We start from the raw sequence: 24,738 nt of genomic DNA, 5'->3' as shown, positions 1-24,738 counted from the left end.
CTAAACGGTATGATTAAATTCTAACAGAAAAACAGTAAAGGATAGGATTGACTTTTGTTGGGGCGAAGGTGATCGATTGGCTTTGAAAAATTAATAAGTAATGTCGGCTTAAAAAATTTATACTAAAAAATGATTAATAAAAGTCTTAAGGTGACGTGTGGATAAACGAACATTTACAAATCGATTGGTAGTTCTCGATACCGAAACGACCGGCTTAAATCCGCAGGAAGGACACAGAATTATTGAAATTGGCTGCGTGGAGCTGGTTAATCGCCGCTTAACCGGCAAGCGGTTCCATACCTATATTAATCCAGAGCGGATAATTGATGACGGTGCTATTGAGGTTCATGGCATTACCAACCAGTTTTTGGAGGATAAGCCTTGTTTTGCGGATGTTGTTAAGGACTTTATTGCCTTTATTCAGGATGCCGAGTTAGTCATTCATAATGCGCCGTTTGATGTCGGTTTTATCAATTATGAATTTTCACGGCTGAATAGTCAGACGGGAACGGTCACGGATTACAGCAAAGTATTCGACACGCTGACCTATGCCAGAAAAAAACACCCTGGACAGCGTAATAGTCTGGATGCGCTGTGTAAGCGGTATGGGATCGATAACAGCCACCGCGATCTGCATGGCGCATTGCTGGATGCCGAGATTCTGGCCGATGTGTTTTTATTGATGACTGGCGGACAGTCTTCGTTGCTGGATGAAGGGCAGGGAAGGCAGGAAGGGGCGGCTGTTAATAGGGAGATTAAACATTTGTCTGCGGATCGTCCCGCATTAAAAATCATACGTTGTACGGAAGAGGAATTAAACGCGCATCAACAACGTCTGGAGGCTATTGAAAAAGCCGGAGGGGGGTGTATTTGGAATCAGTAAGTGTATTAACTAAAAGCATAAAACCACGAAGAGCGCTAAGTTTTTACCTTGGCTTTCTTCGTGGCTGGTTAAGCAATGTTATTGATTGAATCTGTTTAACCGGATGCGTATGAGGCAGCCGGTCTTTCACAACGTTGTAGGTTATTCAGCCGCTTTTGGCTTTGCCCGTCTGGATGGTGAACCGACCCTTTTTTTGCTTTTATCCACTTTTTTAGCGCTATCGTCGTCTTTCGCCGCTTTTTTAGCGCCTTCACTCATTTTGGAGATGTTAAGTTGCTGTCCGGCTACCCTGACTTTTTTCAATTCCTCAAACAATTCTTTCGGTATGCCTGCCGGTAATTCAACGGTGCTGTAGTCGTCCTGGATTCTGATGCGGGCGATATGGTCGCCGTCAATACCGGTTTCATTGGCTATGGCGCCAACGATGTTACCGGGTTTTACGCCATGGGTGTGGCCGACTTCAATCCGGTACGTTTCCATTTCAATATCCGCTCCGCCGCCGAATGCGCGCTTTGGCTTGCGGTCTTTTTGCGGCCTGTCGGGTCTTGCCGATCTATCGTCCCTGGACGGTCTGTCGTCCCGGCTGTCTTTAGATTTTTTAGGCAGATTTTGCAGTAACAAAGGCGTTTCGCCCTGAACCAGTTTTGCCAGTGCGGAGGCTATTTCCAATGCGGTTACATTGTGCTCTTGTTGGTATTGTTCCAACAGTTGGCTGAAAAAGCTCAGCTCTTCTGCGGCCAGCGTATCGGTAATGTTTTGTTTGAAGCGAGAGATACGTTTATTGTTAATGACCTCGGTTGAAGGCAAGCCCATTTCTTCAACTTTTTGCTTGGTCGCTTTTTCAATATTAGCCAGCAGATTTCTTTCTCTGGGGGCAATAAACAAAATGGCGTCGCCGGTGCGTCCTGCGCGTCCTGTTCTGCCGATACGGTGAACATAAGATTCGGTATCGTAAGGAATGTCGTAGTTAACGACGTGGGTGATACGGTCTACGTCCAGTCCGCGAGCAGCAACGTCAGTCGCTATTAAGATGTCCAGTTTGCCGTTTTTCAGGTTGGCAATGGCGCGCTCACGTAACGCTTGAGACATGTCGCCGTTAATCGCGGCGGCGGAATAACCGCGCGCTTCCAGTTTTTCTGCCAGCTCAACGGTTGAAGTTTTGGTTCTGACAAAGATAATCATGCCGTCAAACGTTTCCGCTTCCAGAATCCGGGTTAGCGCGTCCAGCTTATGTACACCGCTGACCAGCCAATAGCGTTGGCGTATGTTTTCAGCGGATGCGGTGGTGACTTTGATGGTGATATGTTCAGGCTCATTAAGATATTGCTGAGCGATTTTGCGAATAACCGAAGGCATGGTCGCAGAAAATAAGGCTATTTGTCTTTTTTCCGGAATTTGGTCAAGAATCCATTCCACGTCATCAATAAAGCCCATACGCAGCATTTCGTCGGCTTCATCAAGAACCAGAAAGCCGAGACCTTTCAGGTTTAACGTGCCTTTACGCATGTGATCCATAACCCGGCCTGGTGTGCCGACAACCACATGAGCGCCGCGTTTTAGCTGGCGTAGCTGGGTAGTGTAGTCTTGTCCGCCGTAGATAGGCAGAACATGGAAACCTTTTAAGTGCGCGGCATAACGTTGAAACGCTTCTGCCACCTGAATGGCCAGTTCGCGAGTTGGCGCCAGAACCAGCACTTGCGGGTCTTTTTGCTTGAGGTCGATGCGCGACAAAATGGGTAATGCAAAGGCGGCGGTCTTACCGGTGCCTGTTTGTGCTTGCCCCAGAACGTCTTTGCCTTGCAGTAGGAGCGGGATGGTTTGTGCTTGTATGGGCGAAGGTGTTTCATAACCGACATCTTTCAGTGCTCTTAGCACCGGTTCAATCAGAGCTAAATCACTAAAAGAGGGTAATGTAGAAACATCATTGGACATGGATTTACCTGTTGGAAGCTAGAAGGCGCGTAAGCGCGGAGAAATGTGTTTGTTTATCAGAGTATTATAACGCACTATATTAACATTTGCAGCAAAATTAACTGGATAAAGAGCTTGATTATGAGGATTTGGGTTGATGCGGACGCGTGTCCTAATGCGATTAAAGATGTTTTATTTCGCGCGGCGGAACGAAGGCGGTTGCCGCTGACATTGGTGGCCAATCAGTTTTTAACCATACCGCCATCCAAAGTTATCAGTGCGGTGCAGGTCTCGGGCGGCTTCGATGTAGCTGACAATTACATTGTCAAACACTTGCAGAAAAATGATCTGGTGATAACCGCTGACATTCCGCTGGCGGCTGAAGTGATAGCCAAAAATGCCCATGCCATTAATCCCAGAGGCGAGCTCTATACTAAAGAAAATATCAGGGAGCGATTAGCCATGCGTGATTTTATGGAGGAAATGCGCAGTGCAGGACAAACATCGGGAGGGCCTCCGCCTCTTGGACAGCGAGACAAGCAGGATTTCGCCAATGCGCTGGATCGGTTTTTAGCTAAATACCCGTAAAATTACGTATCAGGCTGAGTTTTAGTTATTTGCTTGTTATAATGGCGACAATTTTGTAACAGCATTAATTCTGATCGAGAGATTTCATGATTCAAGGTAGTATCGTCGCTTTAGTAACACCGATGGATGAACGCGGTGCGGTGGACAAGGAAAGCTTAAGAAGGCTGGTGGAATTTCATATCACAGAAGGGACCGATGCCCTGGTTGCCGTCGGCACCACAGGCGAGTCGGCGACGCTGGATGAGCACGAGCACTGCGATGTGATCAAGTCGATTGTTGAATATGTCGGCGGCAGGATACCGGTTATTGCCGGAACCGGTGCAAACTCAACTACCGAAGCGATCAACCTGACCCGCCTGGCCAAAGAAGCCGGCGCCGATGCCTGTCTGATTGTTACCCCCTATTACAACAAGCCGACTCAGGAAGGCTTGTACCTGCATCACAAAGCCATTAGCGATGCCGTCGACATTCCCCAGATTTTATACAATGTGCCGGGACGTACCGCTTGCGATATGCTGCCGGAAACCGTTGGACGCCTGTCTCATGTCAAGAATATCGTCGGCGTTAAAGAGGCGACCGGGGATTTGTCCAGAGTTAAAAAAATCCGCGATCTGACCGGTGACGATTTTGCGATTTATACCGGCGACGATGCGACCAGTCGCGAGTTTTGTTTGTTGGGCGGCAACGGCAGCATTACCGTAACGGGCAATGTCGCGCCAAAGCTGGTGCATGAAATGATTATGTTGGCGATAGTGGGCGATGAAGAAAACGCTTTAGCTATCGACAAAAAACTAGCCGCGTTGCACAAAAACCTGTTTATTCAGTCTAACCCGATTCCCGTTAAATGGGCGGTTGCCGAAATGGGCTTGATGGGGAAGGGCATTCGTTTACCGTTGACGTGGTTGACCGAAGATTGCTTTGATGCGGTTCGTGACGCAATGCGTCAGGCCGAAGTTATTTAACACAGATTATGAAAACTAAAATCAGGTCGCTTATTATCGTTGCTGTTTTGGTCAATGTATCGGCCTGCAGCACTATAAAGAATTTATTTCCGGATAAAGAAAAAGATTATCAGTTTACGACTGAAATTCCACCGCTGATCATGCCGCCCGATCTTGCAGGCGATTCAATCGCAAACGTTCCTGCCGCCGCTCCGGTTGCTGAAAGCCCTGATGTCGCCGCCGCTGTCCCGCCAACTGAAACAGCTCCGACTGTAGACCGGAAATTAACTCAGGTTGAACTGGTTGACGCGGGTGAGGGAACAAAGCGCTTGCGCATCGGTGCGCCCTCAGCAATAGCATGGCGTATGGTGGGTAAAGCATTAAGCAGAAAGTCTATTGAAGTGACCAATCGCAATCAGGACGAAGGGCGGTTTGATGTCCAATATGACCCGAATAAAAAGGAAGTGGAAGACGGTTCCGTTTGGGACGAGGTCCAGTTTTTTTTCAAAGGGTTTGAAGTCACTGAACAAGAGTATGTTCTTAAATTAGTGGAAAACAACCGGCAGACCGATGTTGTTATCTTGAACAAAGAACAAAAACCGGTGGCTGACGAGACGAGTTTAAGTTTGCTGACGCTTTTGCACGACACTATCAAAGCTGATTTGGCTAAGTGATTTATGAGGCGAAAGGCGAAAGGTGAAAGGTTAAAAAACCCTTTTGCCTTTCGCCTTTCGTCTTTCGCCTTTAATTTGAATCTTTTTTACCCATGTTAAAAATCTCTGGAACTTCCGCGCTTTCTGTCTTCCGTATTAATAAATTGCTGGCCGAACTTCAGGCTATAGAACCCGCAATCAAGGCCGTCTCAGCGCGGTTTATGCACTTTGTGGATATTGATAATGACTTGGATGACCGTCAAACCGGGATTTTAAAACAGCTGCTGGCTTACGGTTCCACGGAAGCAGGCGTTGATGTTCCGGGCGCACGTTTACTGGTCGTGCCGCGCCCAGGCACGATTTCACCCTGGTCCAGCAAGGCGACCGAAATTGCCCAACGTTGCGGATTATCCGAGGTTAAACGGATCGAACGGGGTATTGAGTACACGTTGGATGTCGATGGGCCGTTATCGGCATCTGTGAAAGTGTTATTGCATGACCGTATGACCCAAACCGTTTTGGACGGCGACATCGAACCTGAACTGTTCGTTCAGCATCAGCCCAAGCCGTTACTGCATGTTGCTATAACAGTACAGGGACGCGACGCGCTGGTTAGCGCCAATACGGAACTGGGTCTGGCCTTGTCCGATGATGAAATCGATTATCTGACCGAGAGCTTTCAAACGTTGGGCAGGAATCCGACCGATGTCGAATTGATGATGTTTGCCCAAGCCAATTCGGAGCATTGCCGACACAAGATTTTTAATGCCGACTGGACGATTGACGGCGTAGAGCAAGCGCAATCCCTGTTCAAAATGATCCGCAATACTGCGGAAAAAAGCCCGGAAGGCATCTTGTCAGCCTACAGCGATAACGCCTCGGTAGCGGTAGGTTCAACTACGCAGGTTTTTTTACGCAATCCCCAGACCGGCGAATACGGCTATGTCGAAGAAGACGCGCATTTGCTGATGAAGGTGGAAACCCATAATCATCCTACCGCCATTTCGCCTTATCCGGGCGCGGCAACCGGTTCCGGCGGTGAGATTCGCGACGAAGGAGCGACCGGTCGCGGTTCTTCGCCCAAAGCCGGTTTAACCGGTTTTTCCGTATCGCATTTGAAAATACCCGGCTTCCCGCAACCCTGGGAAGCGGATAACGGCAAGCCGGAACGTATCGCCTCGGCGTTAACCATCATGCTGGAAGGTCCGCTCGGCGGCGCAGCCTTTAATAATGAATTCGGCCGACCCAATCTGGCCGGTTATTTCCGCAGCTTTGAGCAATCCGTACCGGGCAAGGACAATGAATTTCGGGGCTATCATAAACCGATCATGATCGCAGGCGGCATGGGTAACATCCGGCCGATGCTGGTCGATAAACACCCGATCCCCGCCGGTTCGTTGATCATCATCCTGGGCGGCCCGGCTATGTTAATCGGGCTGGGCGGCAGTGCCGCTTCCTCGCAGGCTTCCGGCGAAGGTTCGGAAGACCTCGATTTTGCCTCGGTGCAACGGGAAAATCCCGAAATGGAACGCCGTTGTCAGGAAGTCATTAATCACTGCAATGCCATGGGCAACGATACGCCGATAGTCTCCATTCATGATATTGGCGCGGGCGGTTTGTCCAACGCGGTGCCGGAAATCATTCACGACTGCGATCGCGGCGGCCGCTTTGAATTGCGCAATGTGCATAATGCCGATAAAGGCATGTCGCCGATGCAGATCTGGTGCAACGAAGCGCAGGAACGTTATGTGGTTGCGATTAAACCCGAATCGTTGGAACTATTTACCGCTTTTTGCGAGCGCGAACATTGCCTGTTTGCGGTGATCGGCGAGGCGACCGAAGAAGAGCATTTAACGCTCGGCGACGAGTTGTTGGGCGACAAGCCGGTCGATATTCCGATGTCGGTATTATTCGGCAAATCGCCCAAGCTGCACCGTAATGTCGAGCATGTTAAACCCAACACCAAGTCACTGGATTTCAGCGGCATCACGCTGGACGAGGCGGTCAAGCGCGTCTTGTCATTCCCGGCCGTCGCCGATAAGAGCTTCTTGATCCATATCGGCGACCGCTCGGTCACCGGACTGGTTGCGCGGGATCAAATGGTCGGTCCCTGGCAGGTGCCGGTGGCCGATGTCGCCGTCACTGCAACGGGATTTTATGCCGTGACCGGTGAGGCGATGGCGATGGGCGAGCGTTCGCCGATCGCGGTGATCGATGCTCCGGCATCCGGGCGTATGGCGATAGGCGAGGCCATCACCAATATCGCCGCCGCCAGCATAGATTCGCTGAAGAAAATAAAATTGTCCGCCAACTGGATGGCCGCGGCCGGTTACCAGGGCGAAGATGCGGCATTGTTCGATACCGTCAAGGCGGTAGGCATGGAACTGTGTCCGGCGCTGGGTATCGCGATACCGGTGGGCAAGGATTCCTTGTCGATGAAAACCGTGTGGAAAGATGATTCCGCCGAAAAAACCATGACTGCGCCGTTGTCATTGGTGATTACCGCGTTTGCGCCGGTTGCCGATATTAGCCTTACCCTGACCCCGCAACTGCGCCGCGTACCGGATGAAGACAGCGCCTTGATCCTGATTGATCTGGGCGCGGGTAAAAACCGTTTGGGCGGTTCGGTATTGGCGCAGGTTTATAACCAGCTCGGCGATAGCTGTCCCGACCTGGATGAAGCGGGCCTGCTGAAAGCCTTCTTCGATGCGATACAAACGCTTAATAGCCAAGACAAACTGCTTAGCTACCATGACCGTTCCGATGGCGGCTTGCTGGCTACGGTGGCGGAAATGATGTTCGCGAGCCGATTGGGCGTGACCCTGACGCTCGATAGCCTGGGCGATGATGTGCTGGCGGCATTGTTTAATGAAGAGTTGGGCGCGGTATTGCAAGTACGTCAGAGCGACTGTAAGGACGTCGTGGAGCTGTTAAAACAATCGGGCCTGATCGATTGCATTTATGTCATAGGCAAGGTCATGGAAGAACAGCAACTGACCGTTCGCCATTTGGGCGAGGTTGTTTATTCCGCCGGCCGGGCCGAATTGCAGGGCAGCTGGTCCGAACTCAGCTACCAGATGCAGGCCTTGCGCGACAACCCGGAATGCGCGCAGCAGCAGTTTGAACGCATCGCCGATGATCAGGATCCCGGCTTGAATGTTGCGTTGACCTTTGATGTTAACGACGACGTGACAGCGCTGTTTAAAAACGCAATAAGACCCAAAGTCGCGATACTGCGGGAGCAGGGCGTTAACGGCCATGTGGAAATGGCGGCGGCATTCGACCGCGCCGGATTTACCAGTATCGACGTACACATGAGCGATATTGTTCATGGCCGGGTGAGCTTGGCTGATTTCACCGGCCTGGTTGCCTGCGGCGGTTTCTCCTACGGCGACGTACTGGGCGCGGGCGGCGGCTGGGCAAAATCGATTTTGTTCAACTCGCGTTGCCGCGATGAATTCGCCGCATTTTTCCAGCGACCCGACACTTTCGGCTTGGGTGTTTGTAACGGTTGCCAGATGATGTCGGGATTAAAAGACATTATTCCCGGCGCGGAACATTGGCCGCGTTTCATGCGCAACACCTCGGAACAGTTTGAAGCGCGGGTGGCCTTGGTTGAAGTGCAAAAATCGCCGTCCATCCTGTTTGCCGGTATGGAAGGTTCCAGAATGCCGGTCGCCATTGCGCATGGCGAAGGGCGTGCGGAATTCGCAGTGGATCCGGCGGTTGCGCTGGAGGCGGGCGCTGTTGCCTTGTGTTATGTCGATAACTATGGCGAATTAACCACGGAATTTCCCGCCAACCCCAATGGTTCGCCGTTCGGCATTACCGGACTGACCACCACGGACGGGCGGTTTACGATTATGATGCCGCACCCGGAGCGCTGCTTCAGAACGGTGCAAAACTCATGGCACCCGGATGACTGGAATGAATATGGCGCGTGGATGCGTCTGTTTAAAAACGCCAGAGTTTGGGTAGGTTAAAAGCGTTTTATTAACCGATGTTACGCACCGTCCATGAAAACATGGAGGGTAAAAATGGAAACCTAAGGCGCTTTCCGCCACAACGGGAGCGCATCAGGTGCAGTAGACTGTGAAGGCATTATCGGAATCAGGCTAAAGAATTATTTAACACAGAGACAAGAATGACGGCATGGAGCAGTTGCCGAGAACACCAGGTGAATAATTATATTAATTCAATAGAGTGAAAGCTTCGTGAAAGTAGCGGACGAACGGATTGTGCTATAAAGCTCTCTCGTGCCGCCGTCTAAAGGTGCCTACTTGAGGGTTTCCTGGACAGCGTGTAACGATTGAAGTGTGATAAGGGTATTCAAATCCTGGCAATATAAAGTTTAGAGGTTGTAGATTATGGATAAGATCAACGTGACGAAAAATAAAAACCGAAGAGTTTTTTTTCGAATTTATGATGAAGTTAATCTGTTTTACCAAAAAATAGATGAAAAACTGCTGACCGAACCGCAACCTGTTTTCGATAATATTTCAAGCACCCTTTCATCGTCTACAGGTCTTGAAAAGGTGTCTCAGGATTCGGCATTGCTATTGCCGAGGCTGGAAAAAAACTTGCCGGATATCATGGCGCCGGACTTTCAATCTAATGAAAGCGAAACCCGCAACGTTAACATCAGTGCAAGCGGCATGGCTTTTGATTGTGAAGATGCGCTTGAAGAAGGCGACTGTCTGGTCATCAAAATACTGCTGGCATCCGGCATGACTGCCATCGTGACTTACGGCAAGGTTGTTTATTGCAAAAGCATCGGCAGTCAGTATCCTTATTTTGTCGGCACGCATTTCATCAATATGAAAGATGAAGACCGCGAATTATTGGCCGCACATGTCGCTAAAAAACGATCGCAACAAATCAGGGTTAGAGGATTGATCCTGGCCGCTATCATAGCCTTTATCGCTGCCCCTGATGTCGCATTCGGCTTATTGTTCGAACTGGTTCATTTTCTGTTCGAGCATCTCCTCGAGATCATCCATCTTACCTTTGAGTTTATCGAGTCCAATCTTGATCACCTTATCGAACATCTTTTTCATACCGATCTTCATCAAACCCAGGTTATTGTTTTTTATGTCATAGCGTCTTCTGCCGTCTATGGACTTTACCGGCTGTTGCGGGTGCTGCCGTCTTTTTACCGGCGTTGTAAAGACAATCTGTTGGCAGCCTGTGCGCATCAGAAAGCAAGTTGGCTTTATTATTGGCGGGAGCAGTCTTTGGTCAATAAACTCAAACTGGCTGTAATCGGCGTGGCGGTCATTACCGGCTACATTTTTTTTGGCATGTAGGAGTTGCGACTAGATCCCCTTCGTCGTCGGCAACCGCCTCTGCATTTGCGCATGCAATGCTTTATCCCCTCCATCCTTGTAGTCGTAAACGGATTTACCAAGTCGATCAAAAATGAGCGTTAAAGTTTGAAAAGTTGGCGCGTTGATCTACAATCACGGCAGACCGATCAGAGATAAATATAAGGTAAACATCATGTACAAGAAGGAGGTCGCACGTATTCTCATTGTAGATGATGAGTCGGTAAACCTGAAATTACTGGATAAAATGTTGTCGGCTCAAGGCTATAGTAATCTGGTGTTGGTACAGGATTCCAGGCAGGTATTGGAGCTTTACCGACAGGCCCGTACCGACCTGATTTTGTTGGACATTAATATGCCTCATCTGGATGGTTTTGAGGTGATGGAACAACTCAAGGCGCTTGACGACCCGCTATTTCCGCCCGTAGTGATACTCACCGCACAGCATGGTCAGGATTTTTTGCTGCGAGCCCTTAATTCAGGTGCGCGCGATTTCATCACCAAACCTTTTTATTGCAATGAGCTGCTGGCGCGAGTGCGCAATATGCTTGATGCACAATTGATGCATCGTATGCTTTACGATCAAAAAGCCGTGTTGAATGAAATGGTGCAGACGCGTACCGACGAGCTGCGTCGCACCCGGTTACAGGTTGTACAACAGCTGGGCCGCGCCGCCGAATATCGCGATAACGAAACCGGCAACCATATTCTGCGGATGAGCCACATCTCGGCCTTGTTGGCAAAATCCATCGGTTGGAATGAGGCCGATTGCGAACTAATGTTACATGCCAGTCCCATGCACGACATCGGGAAAATCGGCATTCCCGACCATATCCTGCTTAAGCCCGGCAAATTCGAACCCGAAGAATGGGAAATCATGAAGACCCATGCCGTCATCGGCGCCAATATTCTCGAAGGCGATGATTCCGAGTTGATGAAGTGCGCCGGCGAAATTGCGCTTACGCACCATGAAAAATGGGACGGCAGCGGCTATCCTTACGGCCTGTCCGGTGAGGCTATCCCGCTGGTCGGGCGAATTGCGGCGCTGGCTGATGTATTCGATGCGTTGACTTCGGTACGGCCCTACAAAGAGGCGTGGACGGTTGAAGCGGCCGTTGACCTGATCAAGGAAAATCGGGGGACGCATTTTGATCCTGATCTGGTGACTGTGTTTTTGGAGCAATTACCCGGAATCCTCAAGATTCGCGATCAGTTTTCCGAGCCGGAAAATAACGCATGACCGCGAACCAACCCGTTGAGCTGTTGAGCAGTGTTCTCGATGCTGATTCATTCACGTAATGAGTTAGACTTTCTAATAAATGCGAGTTTAAAAATAAAAGAGATTTTTTGATGAATGCTGACTTTGCTCTATTACTTGCCGGGATGCGCGACGAATTCGTGGTGGAACTGCCTGAACGGTGCGACCTTCTTGAAGACGGTGTATTGGCTCTGGAACGGGGTGTGGCGAACGCTTTTGATGAGCTTTATCGTAACGTTCATAGTCTTAAGGGCTCAGGCGGCACTTTCGGCTTGCCGCTTATTGCCCGTATTTGTCATCAGTTTGAGAGTTTCGTCAGTGAGGCTCGCGGGCGATTTGATTCTTTGGCGGTCAGCTATGCCCTGAGTTATGTGGACTTGTTGCGCCGCGTTGCTGAGATGCCGCAACTGGACGGCGTTTTTGCAACGGCTATCGAGCAGGATTTGGAACAACTGCGCATCTCCAGCATGCCGGGGTGTGCGGCAGTGTTATTGGTGGAGCCATCGGTTGCTACACGAAAATTCTGTCAGGGAGTGCTGGAGCCGCTGGCGGTGCGTTTGGTGAGTCAGGACCGAGGGTTGTCCGCACTGGAATTACTGCTTCATCAACCTTTCGATCTGCTGGTCGCCGCACGCGAACTACCCGATCTTAACGCTCTCGCACTGGTGGCGGCGCTTCGGGAATCGGATAGTCGTAACAAGAATATTCCGGTCATACTGATCAGCAGCAACTCAATTCCGGCGCCGGGTTACCTGAATATTCGCACCACCATTAAGCGCGACGCGGAATTTGTGTCCACGCTTGCCCGATGCGCCGGTGATGTGTTGGCTAGCTGTAGCAATTAGGATTTGGCGCGCGGCGATCGACCAGCCGTAACAAAAACTGATCATGGAAAATGCCATTCAGACTACTCTTTTCCAAATGCGGGAGGCGTTTATTGCGCGTCTGCCGGATCGTTTAGCTATTCTCAGGACTCTGCTGGAAGATATTGAACGCGGCCGACATGAGTCGCTTGAGGGCTTGCATCGGGCGGTGCATAGCCTGGTGGGTTCGGCGGGTATTCACCAACTGATGCCGGTTTCCGAGGCGGCGCGCAATTTGGAACGGGTCGTGGCGGCTATACCCGCTGACGAAGTGCAGGATGAACATGGGCTACATGCCATGCGTAAAGCGCTGGCGAATCTGGAAGCTCAGGCGGTCAATCCGGGCCACGGTTTCGTTCCTCAAATATCGAGAAGGCGGACGGAAATTCCACGCATCGTGATTGTGGACGATGACGAGGAACAGGCCGGTTGGCTGCGTTCCATGCTGGAGCGGGCGGGTTACCGGGTTGACGTGTTTCACGAACTTGCGGCTTTTGCCGCCGCCGACCTGACAACCGAACCGCCGTCTGCGGTGATCATGGATAGGGTGTTGCTCGAAGGCGATAATGCCGGTACGCGAGTTATAGCGAAACTGAAAAAGCAGAGCCTTAACGGTTTTCCGGTTATCGGCATCTCAATGCGGCGGGATATGGCGGCGAAGCTTGCGGCCTACCGGGCTGGCGCTAGCTGTTTTCTGACCAAGCCGGTGGATAGCGACGCTTTGTTGCGCGTAGTTGCCGACTCTGCCGCGCTGATGCCGATGGAGCCTTTTCGCGTGTTGCTGGTTGATGACGACGCCGACCAGCGGGCGGCTTACGGCTTAATTTTGCGGCAAGCCGGCATGACGGTGCTGGATGCGGGCGATCCCCTGGAAGTTCCTGAAATGCTGGAGGATTTCGCGGCCGAGGTGCTGGTATTGGATATGGTTATGCCGGAATGTTCTGGGCCGGAGCTGGCAGTCATTCTGCGTGATGATGAGCGATACGCTCAGGTGCCGATTGTTTATCTGTCGATGGAAACACGTGCATCCAGACAATTTTCAGCGCTGAATTGCAGTGGCGACCATTTTTTGGCCAAACCGGTTGAACCGCACCCTCTGGTTGCGGCGGTGGCTTTGCACGCACGGCGTTTTCGGCAAACGCGGGAACAGACGGAGTCATTGCGCGCGACGCTGTATGAGCGGGAACGACAGCAACAGCAACAGGCGCTTGATGCCCATGCTATCGTCAGTGCAACGGATGCTGCCGGTACGCTTATTTATGTTAATGACCGGTTTTGCGAGATCAGCGGTTACAGCCGGAATGAGTTGGTGGGTCAAAATCATCGTATCGTCAAGTCGAGCGAACATTTGCCCGAATTTTATCTCGACATGTGGAATACCATCGTATGCGGCAATATATGGCGAGGCGAAGTGTGCAATCGGCGTAAAGACGGCCGCTTATATTGGGTGGAAACCAGTATTGTGCCTTTTTTGGATAATACCGGGCGACCCTATCAATATGTTTCCATTCGTACCGACATCTCCCGCATCAAGAAAGCCGAGCTGCGCCTGCGCTTGCTGGAGCGGGCCGTGGAGGCCAGCGCCAGCAGTATCAGTATGGTGGATGTCAACAAGCCCGGCATGCCGTTGATTTACGTCAATCCCGCCTTTGAGCGCATCACCGGCTATAGCCGCGATGAAGCGATCGGTCGTAACCCTCGTTTTTTACAGGGCAAAGAAACCGATCAGCCCGGGGTAGATGAAATTCGTGCCGTGTTACAGGAAGGGCGCGCCGGAGGCGCTTTGTTGCACAACTACCGCAAGAATGGCACGCCGTACTGGAATGACTTGCGCATCGCGCCGGTGCATGACGAGCAGGGCCGCCTGAGCCATTTCATCGGTATTGCCGATGATGTCACCGAGCGTCGCGATGCCGGTGATGCTCTACTTAAAAGTGAAGAGCGCCTGCGACGCAGCCAGCATTACGCTAATATCGGCACCTGGGACTGGAATATTCAGACTGGAAAAGTCATCTGTTCTGAACGTATCGGGTCATTGTTCGGTTATCCCGAGGATAAGCGGGAAATTTCCTTCAAGTATTTCCTTGATGGAATACACCCGGACGATCGGCAGAAAGTGATTGATGCGGTTGATGCCTGTGTGCAACAGGGCGCTGAATACAACATTGAGCATCGCTGCGTATGGCCGGACGGCACGGTGCGTTGGTTGCTGGAACGTGGCGATGTGGTACGCGATGGAGACGGAACGCCGCTGAATATGCTGGGCGTGGTGCAAGACATCACTCACCGTAAGTTTGCCGAGCTCAAGATTTTAGAGAAACAGGCTCGATTGGTTATTTTTAATCATATCATCGAAAACGTGGCGGACGCTGTCATCACTATCGATTCTGTCGGTACCATCAGCTCTTTTAATCCCGCCGCGGAAAAACTCTTTGGTTATAGCGCCGCTGAGATAATTAACCGCAATGTTAATCTGTTAATGCCGGAACCCTATCGCAGTAAACATGGTCGATACATTGACCTGCACAATGCCGGACAACCGTCGGGTATCATTGGTAAACAACTTGAACTGCCGGGGCAACACAAGGACGGTACGATTTTTTCGCTGGAGCTGGCCGTTACATTAATGGAAATCGACGACAGCAAACATTTCGTCGGTATCTTGCGCGACATTAGCGAGCGCAAACAGTATGAGCAGGAAATAATCGCCGCCAGGGATGAAGCGGAGAGCGCCAACAATGCCAAGTCCGAGTTTTTGTCCAATATGTCGCACGAATTGCGCACACCGATGAATGCTATTCTGGGCTTTGGACAGCTGCTGGAAATAGAAGCCGGACTTAATGAGGATCAAGCGGACTATGTTGATGAGATACTTAAGGCCGGTCACCATTTGCTTGAGCTTATTAACGAAGTACTGGACCTGGCCAGGATTGAGTCAGGCAACATCAATCTGTCACTGGAACCGTTGTCTTGCGCTGAACTCATCGGGGAATGCCTGACGCTGATTAAACCGATTGCCCAAGTGCGAGGCATTACCATAAATGATGCGGCAATTGGCGATTATGTGATCCGCGCCGACCGCACCCGATTAAAGCAAGTGCTGATAAACCTGCTTTCCAATGCCATTAAATACAACCGTCCGCAGGGGGAAGTGTTGGTTCAGGTGGCTGTACAGGACGGTTTCGTGCGCCTGGAAGTGTCCGATACCGGCTACGGTATCCCGGCAACGCGGCGGCAGGAACTTTTTCAGCCGTTTTCACGTTTGGGCGTGGAAGACGCTGATATTGAGGGGACCGGCATCGGCCTGACCATCAGCCGTCGGCTCATGAAAATGATGGGCGGTGCTATCGGCATGGACAGCGAGGAGGGGCGGGGCTGTACTTTCTGGATTGAGTTGCCGGAAGTCGCTGCGGAGCCGGATATTCGCAGCAATAACGTAGAACAGGTAATGACATTCGAGGCGGCATCCGGCGGTGAATGTCGTTATACGGTGCTTTATATAGAGGACAATCCGGCTAACCTCAGGTTGATTGCCCAGATTCTGGGCAGGAACCCGCAAGTACAGTTGATTACGGCGCATACTTCTGAATTAGGGCTGGAGCTGGCTTCGGCGCATTATCCCGAGCTGATCCTGCTCGATATTAACCTGCCGGGCATGGACGGCTATCAGGTGTTAAATGTATTGCGTTCCCTGGATTCGGTAAAAAAGACGCCGGTGATCGCTATCAGCGCCAACGCCACGCCACGCGATATTGAACAGGGCATGGCGGCGGGTTTCGATGAATACATTACCAAACCTGTTAATGTGATGCGCTTTCTTGCGGTCGTGAATCGTTTGCTTTCCGATAGTACGGAACAATGAGTCATTTAGGCGCGAATAAATTGAATGATTGAGTTGTGAAAAAATACCTTAAAGTCAGCGCAGCACTGGCGCTAATAGCTATCCTGATTGTTGCCGGGTTCATGATGAGGCAACATTATCCGGTTGTTTCAATTCCCATTAAAATCGGCGTATTGCATTCGTTGACCGGCACCATGGCGGTCAACGAAAAACCGCTGGTGGATGCGGTACGCTTGGCGGTAAAGGAAATTAACGCTCAGGGCGGTTTGCTGGGGCAATCGGTGGAAATGGTGGTGGCCGATGGCAAGTCCGACCCGAAAGTGTTTGCTGCGGAAGCCGAACGTTTGATTGAAAAAGACCGGGTCAGTGTCTTGTTCGGTTGCTGGACATCGGCCTGTCGCAAAGCGGTGAAACCGATAGTCGAAAAACACCGACATCTGTTGTTTTATCCTGTGCAGTACGAAGGCATGGAGCAATCAGCCAATATTTTGTACACCGGCGCCGCGCCCAACCAGCAGATCGTACCGGGTACCCGCTGGGCTATGCGGACATTTGGGCCGCGCGTTTATCTGGTGGGTTCGGATTATGTTTTTCCCCGCACCGCCAATATTATTATTGGCGATCTGGTTAACGCCTCGGGGGGGAAGATTCTCGATGAACGCTATCTGCCGTTGGGCGGAACCGACGTGGCAGAAATCATCAAGGATATTGCCCGGAAACAGCCTGACGTAGTGCTCAACACGCTCAACGGCGACAGCAATGCCGCGTTCTTTTCCGCTCTGGTCAAAGCCGGGCTGGGCGACCTGCCGCTGGTATCTTTCAGCGTGGAAGAAAGCGGAATGCAGGCTTGGAACGGTGGGCAACTGACCCGGCACTACGGTGTCTGGAGTTACTTTCAGTCCTTGACGGGGGAAGGGAATGATCGTTTTGTTACTGCGTATAAGGCTTGTTTTGGCGCTGACCGAGTCATCAGTGCTCCGATGGAAGCCGCCTATGCGGGCGTAAATTTGTGGGCGCAAACGGTGCAGGAGGTGAACTCCAGCGAACCGGGCCGGGTCGATCCGGCTTTGCTGCGGCAGAGCATCAAGAGTCCTGCCGGGATAACAGCGGTGGATGCGGATACCCGCCATTTATGGAAGATGATGCGGGTGGGGAAGGTAAGCCCCAATGGCCAGTTCGAACAAGTGTTTGCTTCGAGCGCGCCGCTCCGGCCAAGTCAGTGGCCCGGCTATCGTAGCCGCGATTCATGGCAAGCTTTGCTGGAAGGAAGTCGGCCATGATGACTTTCGGCAAAATTATTCCGCGCCTGATGCTGGGTTTTCTATTGCTCTCGCCATTGCCGCTGGCTGGACTGGCTTGGCTTTACGTCCAGGCTTTTGAGCGCACCTTGCAGCAGTCCGAACAAGAAAATCTTTCTTCCTTCGCTGACAAAAAGGCGGATCAGATTGACGCCTATATTAATGAGCGTATGGCTGATGTCCGGTTGCTGACGCAATTATTTGTCGCTTTCGACGCACTGCAAGCTCATTCCATTCTATTAGCCAACCAAGAAGACCTCGGTTCGTTACGCTACCGGGCAGAGAACGGTGTTTATAGTCATTTTTTTCGTACCCTGTTTGAGAGCAGTCATTACTACGATTTGTTGCTGACCGATACGGCCGGTAATGTGGTGCTTTCTATTCTGCATGAGCCCGATTTCGGCAGTAATCTCAACACCGGCCCTTATCGCGAGACTGCGCTGGCCAACGCTCATCGGGAAGCTATCGCGCTGCTCGACATCCAAATTACGCAGGCCCATTCCTATGCGCCATCCGCCGGCAAACCGGCCATTTTCATCGTGGCTCCGCTGTTTAAGGCAGGCAAGGTAATCGGTACTCTGGCACTGCAAATGGATTTGGATAAACTCACCGCCGTCACCAGCGATACCACCGGTTTGGGCAAGACAGGCGAAACGGTTTTGGCGCAACTCGACGGTGATGAAGCACTTTATGTCGGTGCCTTGCGACACATTCCGGATGCGGCCTTCCATTATCGTGTGCCGCTGGATAAGGTAGCCAAACCGATGCAGTCGGCTCTTTCCGGCGGCCATGACCAGGGTATTACTCGTGACTATGCGGATGTGGAGGTTATCGGCGCGTGGCGGTACCTGCCCGCTTTGCGCTGGGGCATGGTGGTGAAGATGGATGCCGTCGAAGCTTTCGCTCCGCTTTACCGCTTACAAACAATCAGCCTGATCGCGCTGGGTTTTTTGTTGCTGGTTGCAGGCATAGTGGCGCTGCTGTTTGGCCGTACCCTGGTTGCCCCGATCCGGCAACTGATAACCGCCACGGAGCGAATTGCAGGAGGGGATTTGAATCGCCGGGTTCCGCTAGTCGGGTGTGATGAATTTCAGCAACTGGCTGTTTCCTTCAACACCATGGCGGAACATTTACAATTTCATTACACGGATCTTGAACGGCAGGTTGAACAGCGTACAACCGATATCCGGCTGGCTATGGAACAGTTGAATGATGCGCAGCATATTGCCCAAGTAGGAAGTTGGGAGCTGAATTTAAGCAACAGTCTATTGATCTGGTCCGATGAAATCTATCATTTGTTCGAAATCGACAAAGATCAATTTGGCGCGACTTATGAGGCGTTTCTCAATGCCATACATCCGGAGGACCGCGATGCCGTTAATGAGGCTTACAGCGGATCTTTACTGACTCAGCAACCGTACGAAATCACCCATCGTTTGTTAATGCCCGATCGACGGGTTAAGTACGTGACCGAACGGTGCGCATCGTACTTCGATACTGACGGCAAACCGGTTCGCTCGGTGGGTACGGTGCAGGATGTGACCGAACTTAAGCGGACGGAGCTGGCGCTTAAACACCTTAATGAAGAACTCGAACAGCGTGTACAACAGCGCACCGAGCTGTTACTTAAGGCGAAGGAAGAAGCCGATCGAGCCAATAACGCCAAGTCCGAATTTTTATCGCGCATGAGTCACGAACTGCGGACACCGATGAATGCCATTATGGGGTTTGCGCAATTATTGGAGACCGATCGGGAAACCCCGATCACGCTCGATCAGGCTGACAATGTCCGCGAGATCCGCCATGCCGGGCAACACCTGCTGGAATTGATCAACGAGGTGCTGGATTTGGCGCGTATCGAGACCGGCCGGATCGAGTTATCGCTGGAGCCGGTAGAAGTGCCGTTGCTAATCGGGGAGTGTATGGCATTGCTACAGCCATTGACTTTGGGACGCCGGATCGAACTTAAGCTGGATATAGACGGCACCGGTACCGTGCAGGCCGACCGGTTAAGGTTGCGTCAGATTCTGCTTAATCTGTTATCCAATGCTATTAAATATAACCGCGATCGGGGGAACGTCCATATTACCTGTCAACCCGTAGCCGCGGGCCGGATTCGGATTGCGGTGTGCGACAGCGGGCGCGGTATTGCGGTTGATGCCATGACGCGTTTGTTTAAACCTTTCGAGCGTATCGAATCGGCTTATGACGGTATTGAGGGGACCGGAATCGGACTGGCGCTGTCCAAGCGCCTGGTCGAGGCGATGGGCGGAACTATCGGCGTGGAAAGCGTTGTCGGTGCCGGCAGCACTTTTTGGGTGGAGTTGCCCGCGGCTGAGGCAAAAGATTATCTGCCATCGGATTTTCGTTCCACTGAAGACATGCAGAACACCTATGCTACGGCGCGTACTTTGCTTTATATCGAAGATAACCCGGCCAATCTGCGTTTGATACAAAAAATAATTTCTACGCATACCCGTCTGTTGCTGCTTGATGCCCGTACCGCAGAGCAGGGGCTGGACATTGCAACAGCACATCCCCCCGATCTTATTTTGCTCGACATCAACCTGCCGGGCATGAATGGATTTGAGGCATTGCGTCATTTACAGGGCAATCCCGTTACTTGCGCTATTCCGGTCATCGCTATCTCCGCCAACGCCATGGAGCGTGATGTAAAAAAAGGCCTGGCCGCCGGTTTCACCGAGTATTTGACCAAGCCGCTGGATGTTCCGAAGCTTCTGGCTTTGCTGGACACCTTACTGAAATAAAAAGAGATTTACATGTTGCCTGTCGGAGATCAGCCAAGTTGTCCTTGTTTCTGCCGATAACGCCGTCGATGTTTTTTATTCAACTCAATCATCAATCACATGCAAGATTTTATTAACATACCTGCCGCTGGGGAGGCGGCAGCGATTCGCACTGAGCAGGTAAGATCGCTTTACGCCAACACGCCAACGGCGGTGGTCGGGAATGTGCTGGTAGCATTGATTCTTGCGGCTATGCAGTGGAGTATTGTGGCCCCGCCTGCTGTCACCGGTTGGCTGATGCTGCTGATGGTTACATTGGGCGCACGTATGCTGCTGTTTTTTGCGCATCGTCGCGGCGCGCCGGGCGATGATAGCGTCTGGTTGCAGCGTTTCCGTATCAGTATCGCTGCAATCGGCGTGGTGTGGGGGTTGGCAAGTCTATTGATGTTTCCCCCGCATGATCTTCCGCATCAGGTATTTTTGACTTTTGCGCTTGGGGGGATGGCGTCTGCCGCCATTACTACGCTGTCAATTGACAGGGTATCCTTACTGGTATTCACATTGCCTGCGCTGACAGCGGTGATTGTGAGATTGTTACTTGAGGGTACGGAAATCCAGACCGCGATGAGCGTGATGATTACGCTATTTCTGCTGCTCACCGACATGATTTCGCAACTCACCTATCGTACTTTGCGCGAGAATGTGATGCTACGTATTTCCGTCGCCAGCCGCGAGCAGGAACTTCATTCCCTGGTGGACAGTTCGCCGGACAATATCATTCGCTACGATCTGGATTGCCGCGCGGTTTACGTTAACCGTATGATGGAAATGACGGTGGACGTCAAGCCTGAATTGCTGATCGGCAAGACCCCTATGGAAAGCAGATTCGATGGCTGCATCGGCGTAGAGAACTATCAAGCGAAGCTGCAACAGGTGATCTCTACCGGTGAATTGCAAGATATCGAGGTTCTGGTAGTAGCGCCTAACGGCGACCTGCGTATCCATCATGTCCGTTTTGTTGCCGAACGCGGTAGTGACGGGGAAATTATGGGGGCATTCGCTTTTGGCCGCGACATCACCGAGCAAAAGCAGGCGGATGAGGCGGTGCGCCATTCTGAGACAAAGTTTCGCACCCTCTACGATATGACCGGCGATGCAATAATGCTACTGGATGATAAAGGTTTTTTCGACTGTAATAAGGCGACTCTGACAATCTTTGGTTATACGACACCGGAAGAGTTCTATTCAAAACATCCCTCCGATTTGTCACCGCCGCTGCAAGCTTGCGGTATCGACTCGATGACGCTGTCGGCCCGCTGGATCGATGCCGCAATCGAGAAGGGTACGCATCGCTTTGAGTGGATGCACAAGCGAGCCGATACCGGCGAGAGTTTCCCTGCCGATGTGTTACTGAGTGCCATGGAACTGGATGGCAAGACGGTTCTCCAGGCGGTTGTCCGCGACATCTCCGAGCGTAAGCAAGCGGAAGCGGATTTGCGTATCGCCGCAATTGCATTAGAGTCTCTGGAAGCCATAGCCATTACCGATGCAAACCAGGTTATTCTAAAGGTCAATCAGGCCTTCACCCGGATCACCGGATATGCCGCCGAGGAGGCTATCGGTCAGACTCCGGGTCGCCTGCTTAAATCCGATTGCCAGAGCGCCCAGTTCTATCAGGCGATGTGGAAGCGTCTGAATCGCGACAAGTGCTGGCAGGGAGAGATTTTGAACCGTCGCAAGAATGGCGAGGTTTATCCACAATGGCTCAGCATTATCGCTGCGACTGTCGAGGGTAAGCAGGTGACTCACTATGTCGCCACGTTTTCAGATATATCGCAGAAAAAACAGGCCGAAGAAACGATTCACAATCTGGCGTTCTATGATCCGCTTACCGATTTGCCCAATCGCCGCCTGATGCAGGACAGGTTGCAGCAGGCCTTGGCGTTCAGCGCACGGCACCATAACCACGGCGCAATCCTGTTCATCGATCTGGATAATTTCAAGGAGTTGAACGATACCAAGGGGCATCATATCGGTGATTTGCTGCTGATTGAGATTGCTACCCGGATGCAAGCCTGTGTCCGCGCCGATGATACTGTTTCCCGTTTGGGCGGCGATGAATTTCTGATCATTCTGGGTGAGCTCAGTGTGGCAGCCGAAGAGGCAGCGGTACAGGCCGAGACTGTCGCCGAGAAAATTCGCGCGGCCATCGATCAACCTTTCGATTTGCAGGGACACGAATACCATAGTTCATCCAGTATCGGCATTAGCTTATTCCTCAACCATGAACTGACGGCGGACGAACTGCTTAAGCGCTCCGACATCGCCATGTATCAAGCCAAGCGATCCGGGCGCAATGCTATCCGCTTTTTCGATCCGGCCACCCATGCCGCGATGGAGATTCGAATAGCGCTTGAAGCGGATCTGCGTCGTGCCTTGCCGGACAACCAGCTCAAGCTTTATTACCAGATGCAGGTCGATAACCTCGGCGCGATTTTTGGCGCCGAAGCGTTGTTGCGGTGGCAGCATCCGGAACAGGGAATGGTTTCCCCCGCCCAGTTCATTCCTCTGGCTGAGGATACCGGATTGATTGTTCCGATCGGCCTGTGGGTGCTGGAAACCGCATGTAGTCAACTCAAGGCTTGGGAACTCGATCCTGACTTGAGTTATTTGCATTTGGCCGTCAACGTCAGCGCCTGCCAGTTTCACCAGTCCGGCTTCGTCGATCAGGTATCGGCCTTGCTGACAAAGACCGCCATTGATCCCGATAAGCTCAAGTTGGAACTCACGGAAAGTTTGGTATTGGGCGATATTAACGAGACTATTTTTAAAATGCAGGCGCTCAAGAAGATCGGCGTGCGTTTCTCTATAGACGATTTCGGCACCGGCTATTCATCACTGGCTTATTTAACGCAACTTCCGCTTGATCAGTTGAAAATAGACCAGAGTTTTGTACGTAATGTGGCCATTAAACCCACCGATGCGGTGATTGTGCAGACTATCATCGGTATGGCCACCAATCTGGGCATTGAAGTTATTGCCGAAGGTGTGGAAACGGAAGAACAGCGGGATTTCCTGGAAAGTAACGGCTGCTTCACTTATCAGGGATTCTTATTCGGTAAGCCTGTGCCGGTAGAGGAATTCGAAAGCGCGTTCATCCAAAAACACGCTTATGTTTCAGGTACGCGGCAAGTTTCAAGCGTTTAACGGGGGGAGTCTGCCGAGTTTTCTGCCTGAGACCGGTTGAACCGCTTACCCACAGAACAACACAAATCGGCATGGCAGGGACAGCCATGCATGACAAATCTGCCTGGAGCAGATCTGCATTTACCCGGAGGGCGCATGGCAGGGATAGCCATGCATGAATCACTTCACACTCAGGAAAATTTTAATGATGGGATATTTACCGTTGGTTTTTGTTAACCGGGTGACGTTGTCAATTATCGTTTGATCCACAATACAATTTCTAATATAAGGCTCACTCCCAAAATAGATGCTATCCACTTTCATCCCGAGTCTCAGTTGCGGCAATGAAATCTCAACAATTGTCGAGGAATGGAGATCCTTATTCCGCGAATTAAGCAGGACTCCTTTCCTCCATCGCTCTGTAGCCACAGCGAGTAGTTTCGATTTAACGAGTGCGTCTTTGAGTTCATCAACGGTTGCGCCTTTGAGCACATTAATGAAAACGTCGACAACATCAGGATCATAACAGCTGTTTTTCCGAATCATTAATTGACTGAGTGCGGCATCGGCAAACAGTTCTGCCCCTGTCATTGAACCATCAAGAAACGCGATATAGTCACCGACCACACTGAGGATACGCGATCCTAAGGGAATATCGTGTTCAACCAGGCCATCAGGGAAGCCTTGGCCGTCATAGTGTTCGTATTGATGGCGGATTAAAGTAACGGCACCTTTAAACTGCGTCAATCCATGCAATAAAACTTCACCGTCTATCGCGTGCCCTAAATAATGGTATTTTTCGACAGTAGACATTGAATAAAAAGGCTTTATCAGCAACCTATGCGGCAAATTTATCTTGCCGAGCTGTAGCAGCAATCCAGCATAGAGAATATCTACCTTTTCTTCTGCATTCATGTCCAATCCACCCGCAATCAGCAAGGCGTTTTCGGCGATAAATTTTGACTGTCCGCTTTTTATGCCGGGGTGCGTTTCAATGATATGTGAGAGTTTTCTGACGAAATCAATATCCAGTTTTTTCAGACGCATATCTGCATGGTCAAGATGTTGCGTAGCCTTTTTGAACTCTTCGATATATTTATTGATTTTTTCTTCCATTCGTTGAGTTTCTTTAAGTGTTTATTTAGCTGCATTTCCATGCAGGAGCGATACATTGCCATGCATGACAAACCTGCCCGGAGCAGATTTGCATTTACCCGAAGGGTGCATGGCAGGGATTGCCATGCA

General features: G+C 51.2%; 14 protein-coding genes. 12 read left to right on the top strand and 2 right to left on the bottom strand.

Annotation, left to right across the window (positions count from 1 at the left end):
* The first annotated feature begins 157 nt into the window (after nt 1–157).
* Entirely contained in the window at nt 158–883 is a 726-nt protein-coding gene (gene dnaQ / locus METTU_RS13605; protein WP_006892294.1) for a DNA polymerase III subunit epsilon, read from the top strand.
* A 141-nt stretch (nt 884–1,024) separates the two neighbouring features.
* Here the strand turns inward: dnaQ and METTU_RS13600 are convergent, their stop codons facing one another.
* Nucleotides 1,025–2,815: a DEAD/DEAH box helicase gene (locus tag METTU_RS13600; RefSeq protein WP_006892293.1), complete on the bottom strand. Its 1,791-nt coding sequence runs from the start codon at nt 2,813–2,815 to the stop codon at nt 1,025–1,027.
* Nucleotides 2,816–2,935: 120 nt separating this feature from the next.
* On the opposite strand from METTU_RS13600, the gene METTU_RS13595 reads away from it, so the two are divergent.
* The 11 genes from METTU_RS13595 (at nt 2,936) to METTU_RS13545 (ending at nt 23,514) form a co-directional block, all read left to right on the top strand.
* Nucleotides 2,936–3,382: a YaiI/YqxD family protein gene (locus tag METTU_RS13595; RefSeq protein ID WP_006892292.1), complete on the top strand. Its 447-nt coding sequence runs from the start codon at nt 2,936–2,938 to the stop codon at nt 3,380–3,382.
* An 86-nt stretch (nt 3,383–3,468) separates the two neighbouring features.
* Nucleotides 3,469–4,344 (top strand): 4-hydroxy-tetrahydrodipicolinate synthase, encoded by an 876-nt coding sequence (gene dapA / locus METTU_RS13590; protein ID WP_006892290.1) that lies wholly within the window; start codon nt 3,469–3,471, stop codon nt 4,342–4,344.
* A gap of 8 nt (nt 4,345–4,352) precedes the next feature.
* Nucleotides 4,353–4,997, top strand: coding sequence for an NlpB/DapX family lipoprotein (gene bamC, locus METTU_RS13585; RefSeq protein ID WP_006892288.1), 645 nt, complete (start codon nt 4,353–4,355; stop codon nt 4,995–4,997).
* A gap of 92 nt (nt 4,998–5,089) precedes the next feature.
* Nucleotides 5,090–8,959: a phosphoribosylformylglycinamidine synthase gene (gene purL / locus METTU_RS13580; RefSeq protein ID WP_006892287.1), complete on the top strand. Its 3,870-nt coding sequence runs from the start codon at nt 5,090–5,092 to the stop codon at nt 8,957–8,959.
* Nucleotides 8,960–9,343: 384 nt separating this feature from the next.
* Nucleotides 9,344–10,282 (top strand): PilZ domain-containing protein, encoded by a 939-nt coding sequence (locus METTU_RS22550; protein ID WP_006892286.1) that lies wholly within the window; start codon nt 9,344–9,346, stop codon nt 10,280–10,282.
* 193 nt (nt 10,283–10,475) lie between these two features.
* Nucleotides 10,476–11,540, top strand: a complete 1,065-nt coding sequence (locus METTU_RS13570) for an HD domain-containing phosphohydrolase (RefSeq protein ID WP_006892285.1) — start codon at nt 10,476–10,478, stop codon at nt 11,538–11,540.
* A 110-nt stretch (nt 11,541–11,650) separates the two neighbouring features.
* Nucleotides 11,651–12,403 (top strand): Hpt domain-containing protein, encoded by a 753-nt coding sequence (locus tag METTU_RS13565; protein ID WP_006892284.1) that lies wholly within the window; start codon nt 11,651–11,653, stop codon nt 12,401–12,403.
* A 43-nt stretch (nt 12,404–12,446) separates the two neighbouring features.
* A complete protein-coding gene (locus METTU_RS13560) occupies nt 12,447–16,283 on the top strand; it encodes a PAS domain S-box protein (RefSeq protein WP_006892283.1) in 3,837 nt (1,278 codons plus the stop codon).
* Between the two features lie 35 nt (nt 16,284–16,318).
* Nucleotides 16,319–17,542, top strand: a complete 1,224-nt coding sequence (locus METTU_RS13555; protein WP_006892282.1) for an urea ABC transporter substrate-binding protein — start codon at nt 16,319–16,321, stop codon at nt 17,540–17,542.
* On the top strand, nt 17,539–20,328 hold the full coding sequence (locus METTU_RS21825; RefSeq protein WP_006892280.1) for an ATP-binding protein: 2,790 nt from the start codon (nt 17,539–17,541) through the stop codon (nt 20,326–20,328). The genes METTU_RS13555 and METTU_RS21825 overlap by 4 nt, the downstream gene beginning before the upstream one ends.
* Nucleotides 20,329–20,427: 99 nt before the next feature.
* A complete protein-coding gene (locus METTU_RS13545; RefSeq protein WP_006892279.1) occupies nt 20,428–23,514 on the top strand; it encodes a sensor domain-containing protein in 3,087 nt (1,028 codons plus the stop codon).
* A gap of 159 nt (nt 23,515–23,673) precedes the next feature.
* On the opposite strand, the gene METTU_RS13540 is transcribed toward METTU_RS13545, so the two are convergent.
* Entirely contained in the window at nt 23,674–24,609 is a 936-nt protein-coding gene (locus tag METTU_RS13540) for an HD-GYP domain-containing protein (RefSeq protein WP_050897784.1), read from the bottom strand.
* Between the last annotated feature and the right edge of the window lie 129 nt (nt 24,610–24,738).

The sequence above is a fragment of the Methylobacter tundripaludum SV96 genome (genome assembly GCF_000190755.2).
GTDB lineage: Bacteria > Pseudomonadota > Gammaproteobacteria > Methylococcales > Methylomonadaceae > Methylobacter_A > Methylobacter_A tundripaludum.
Note: the sequence above shows the minus strand (reverse complement) of the source record. Positions and strands in the feature narration are given on the sequence as shown.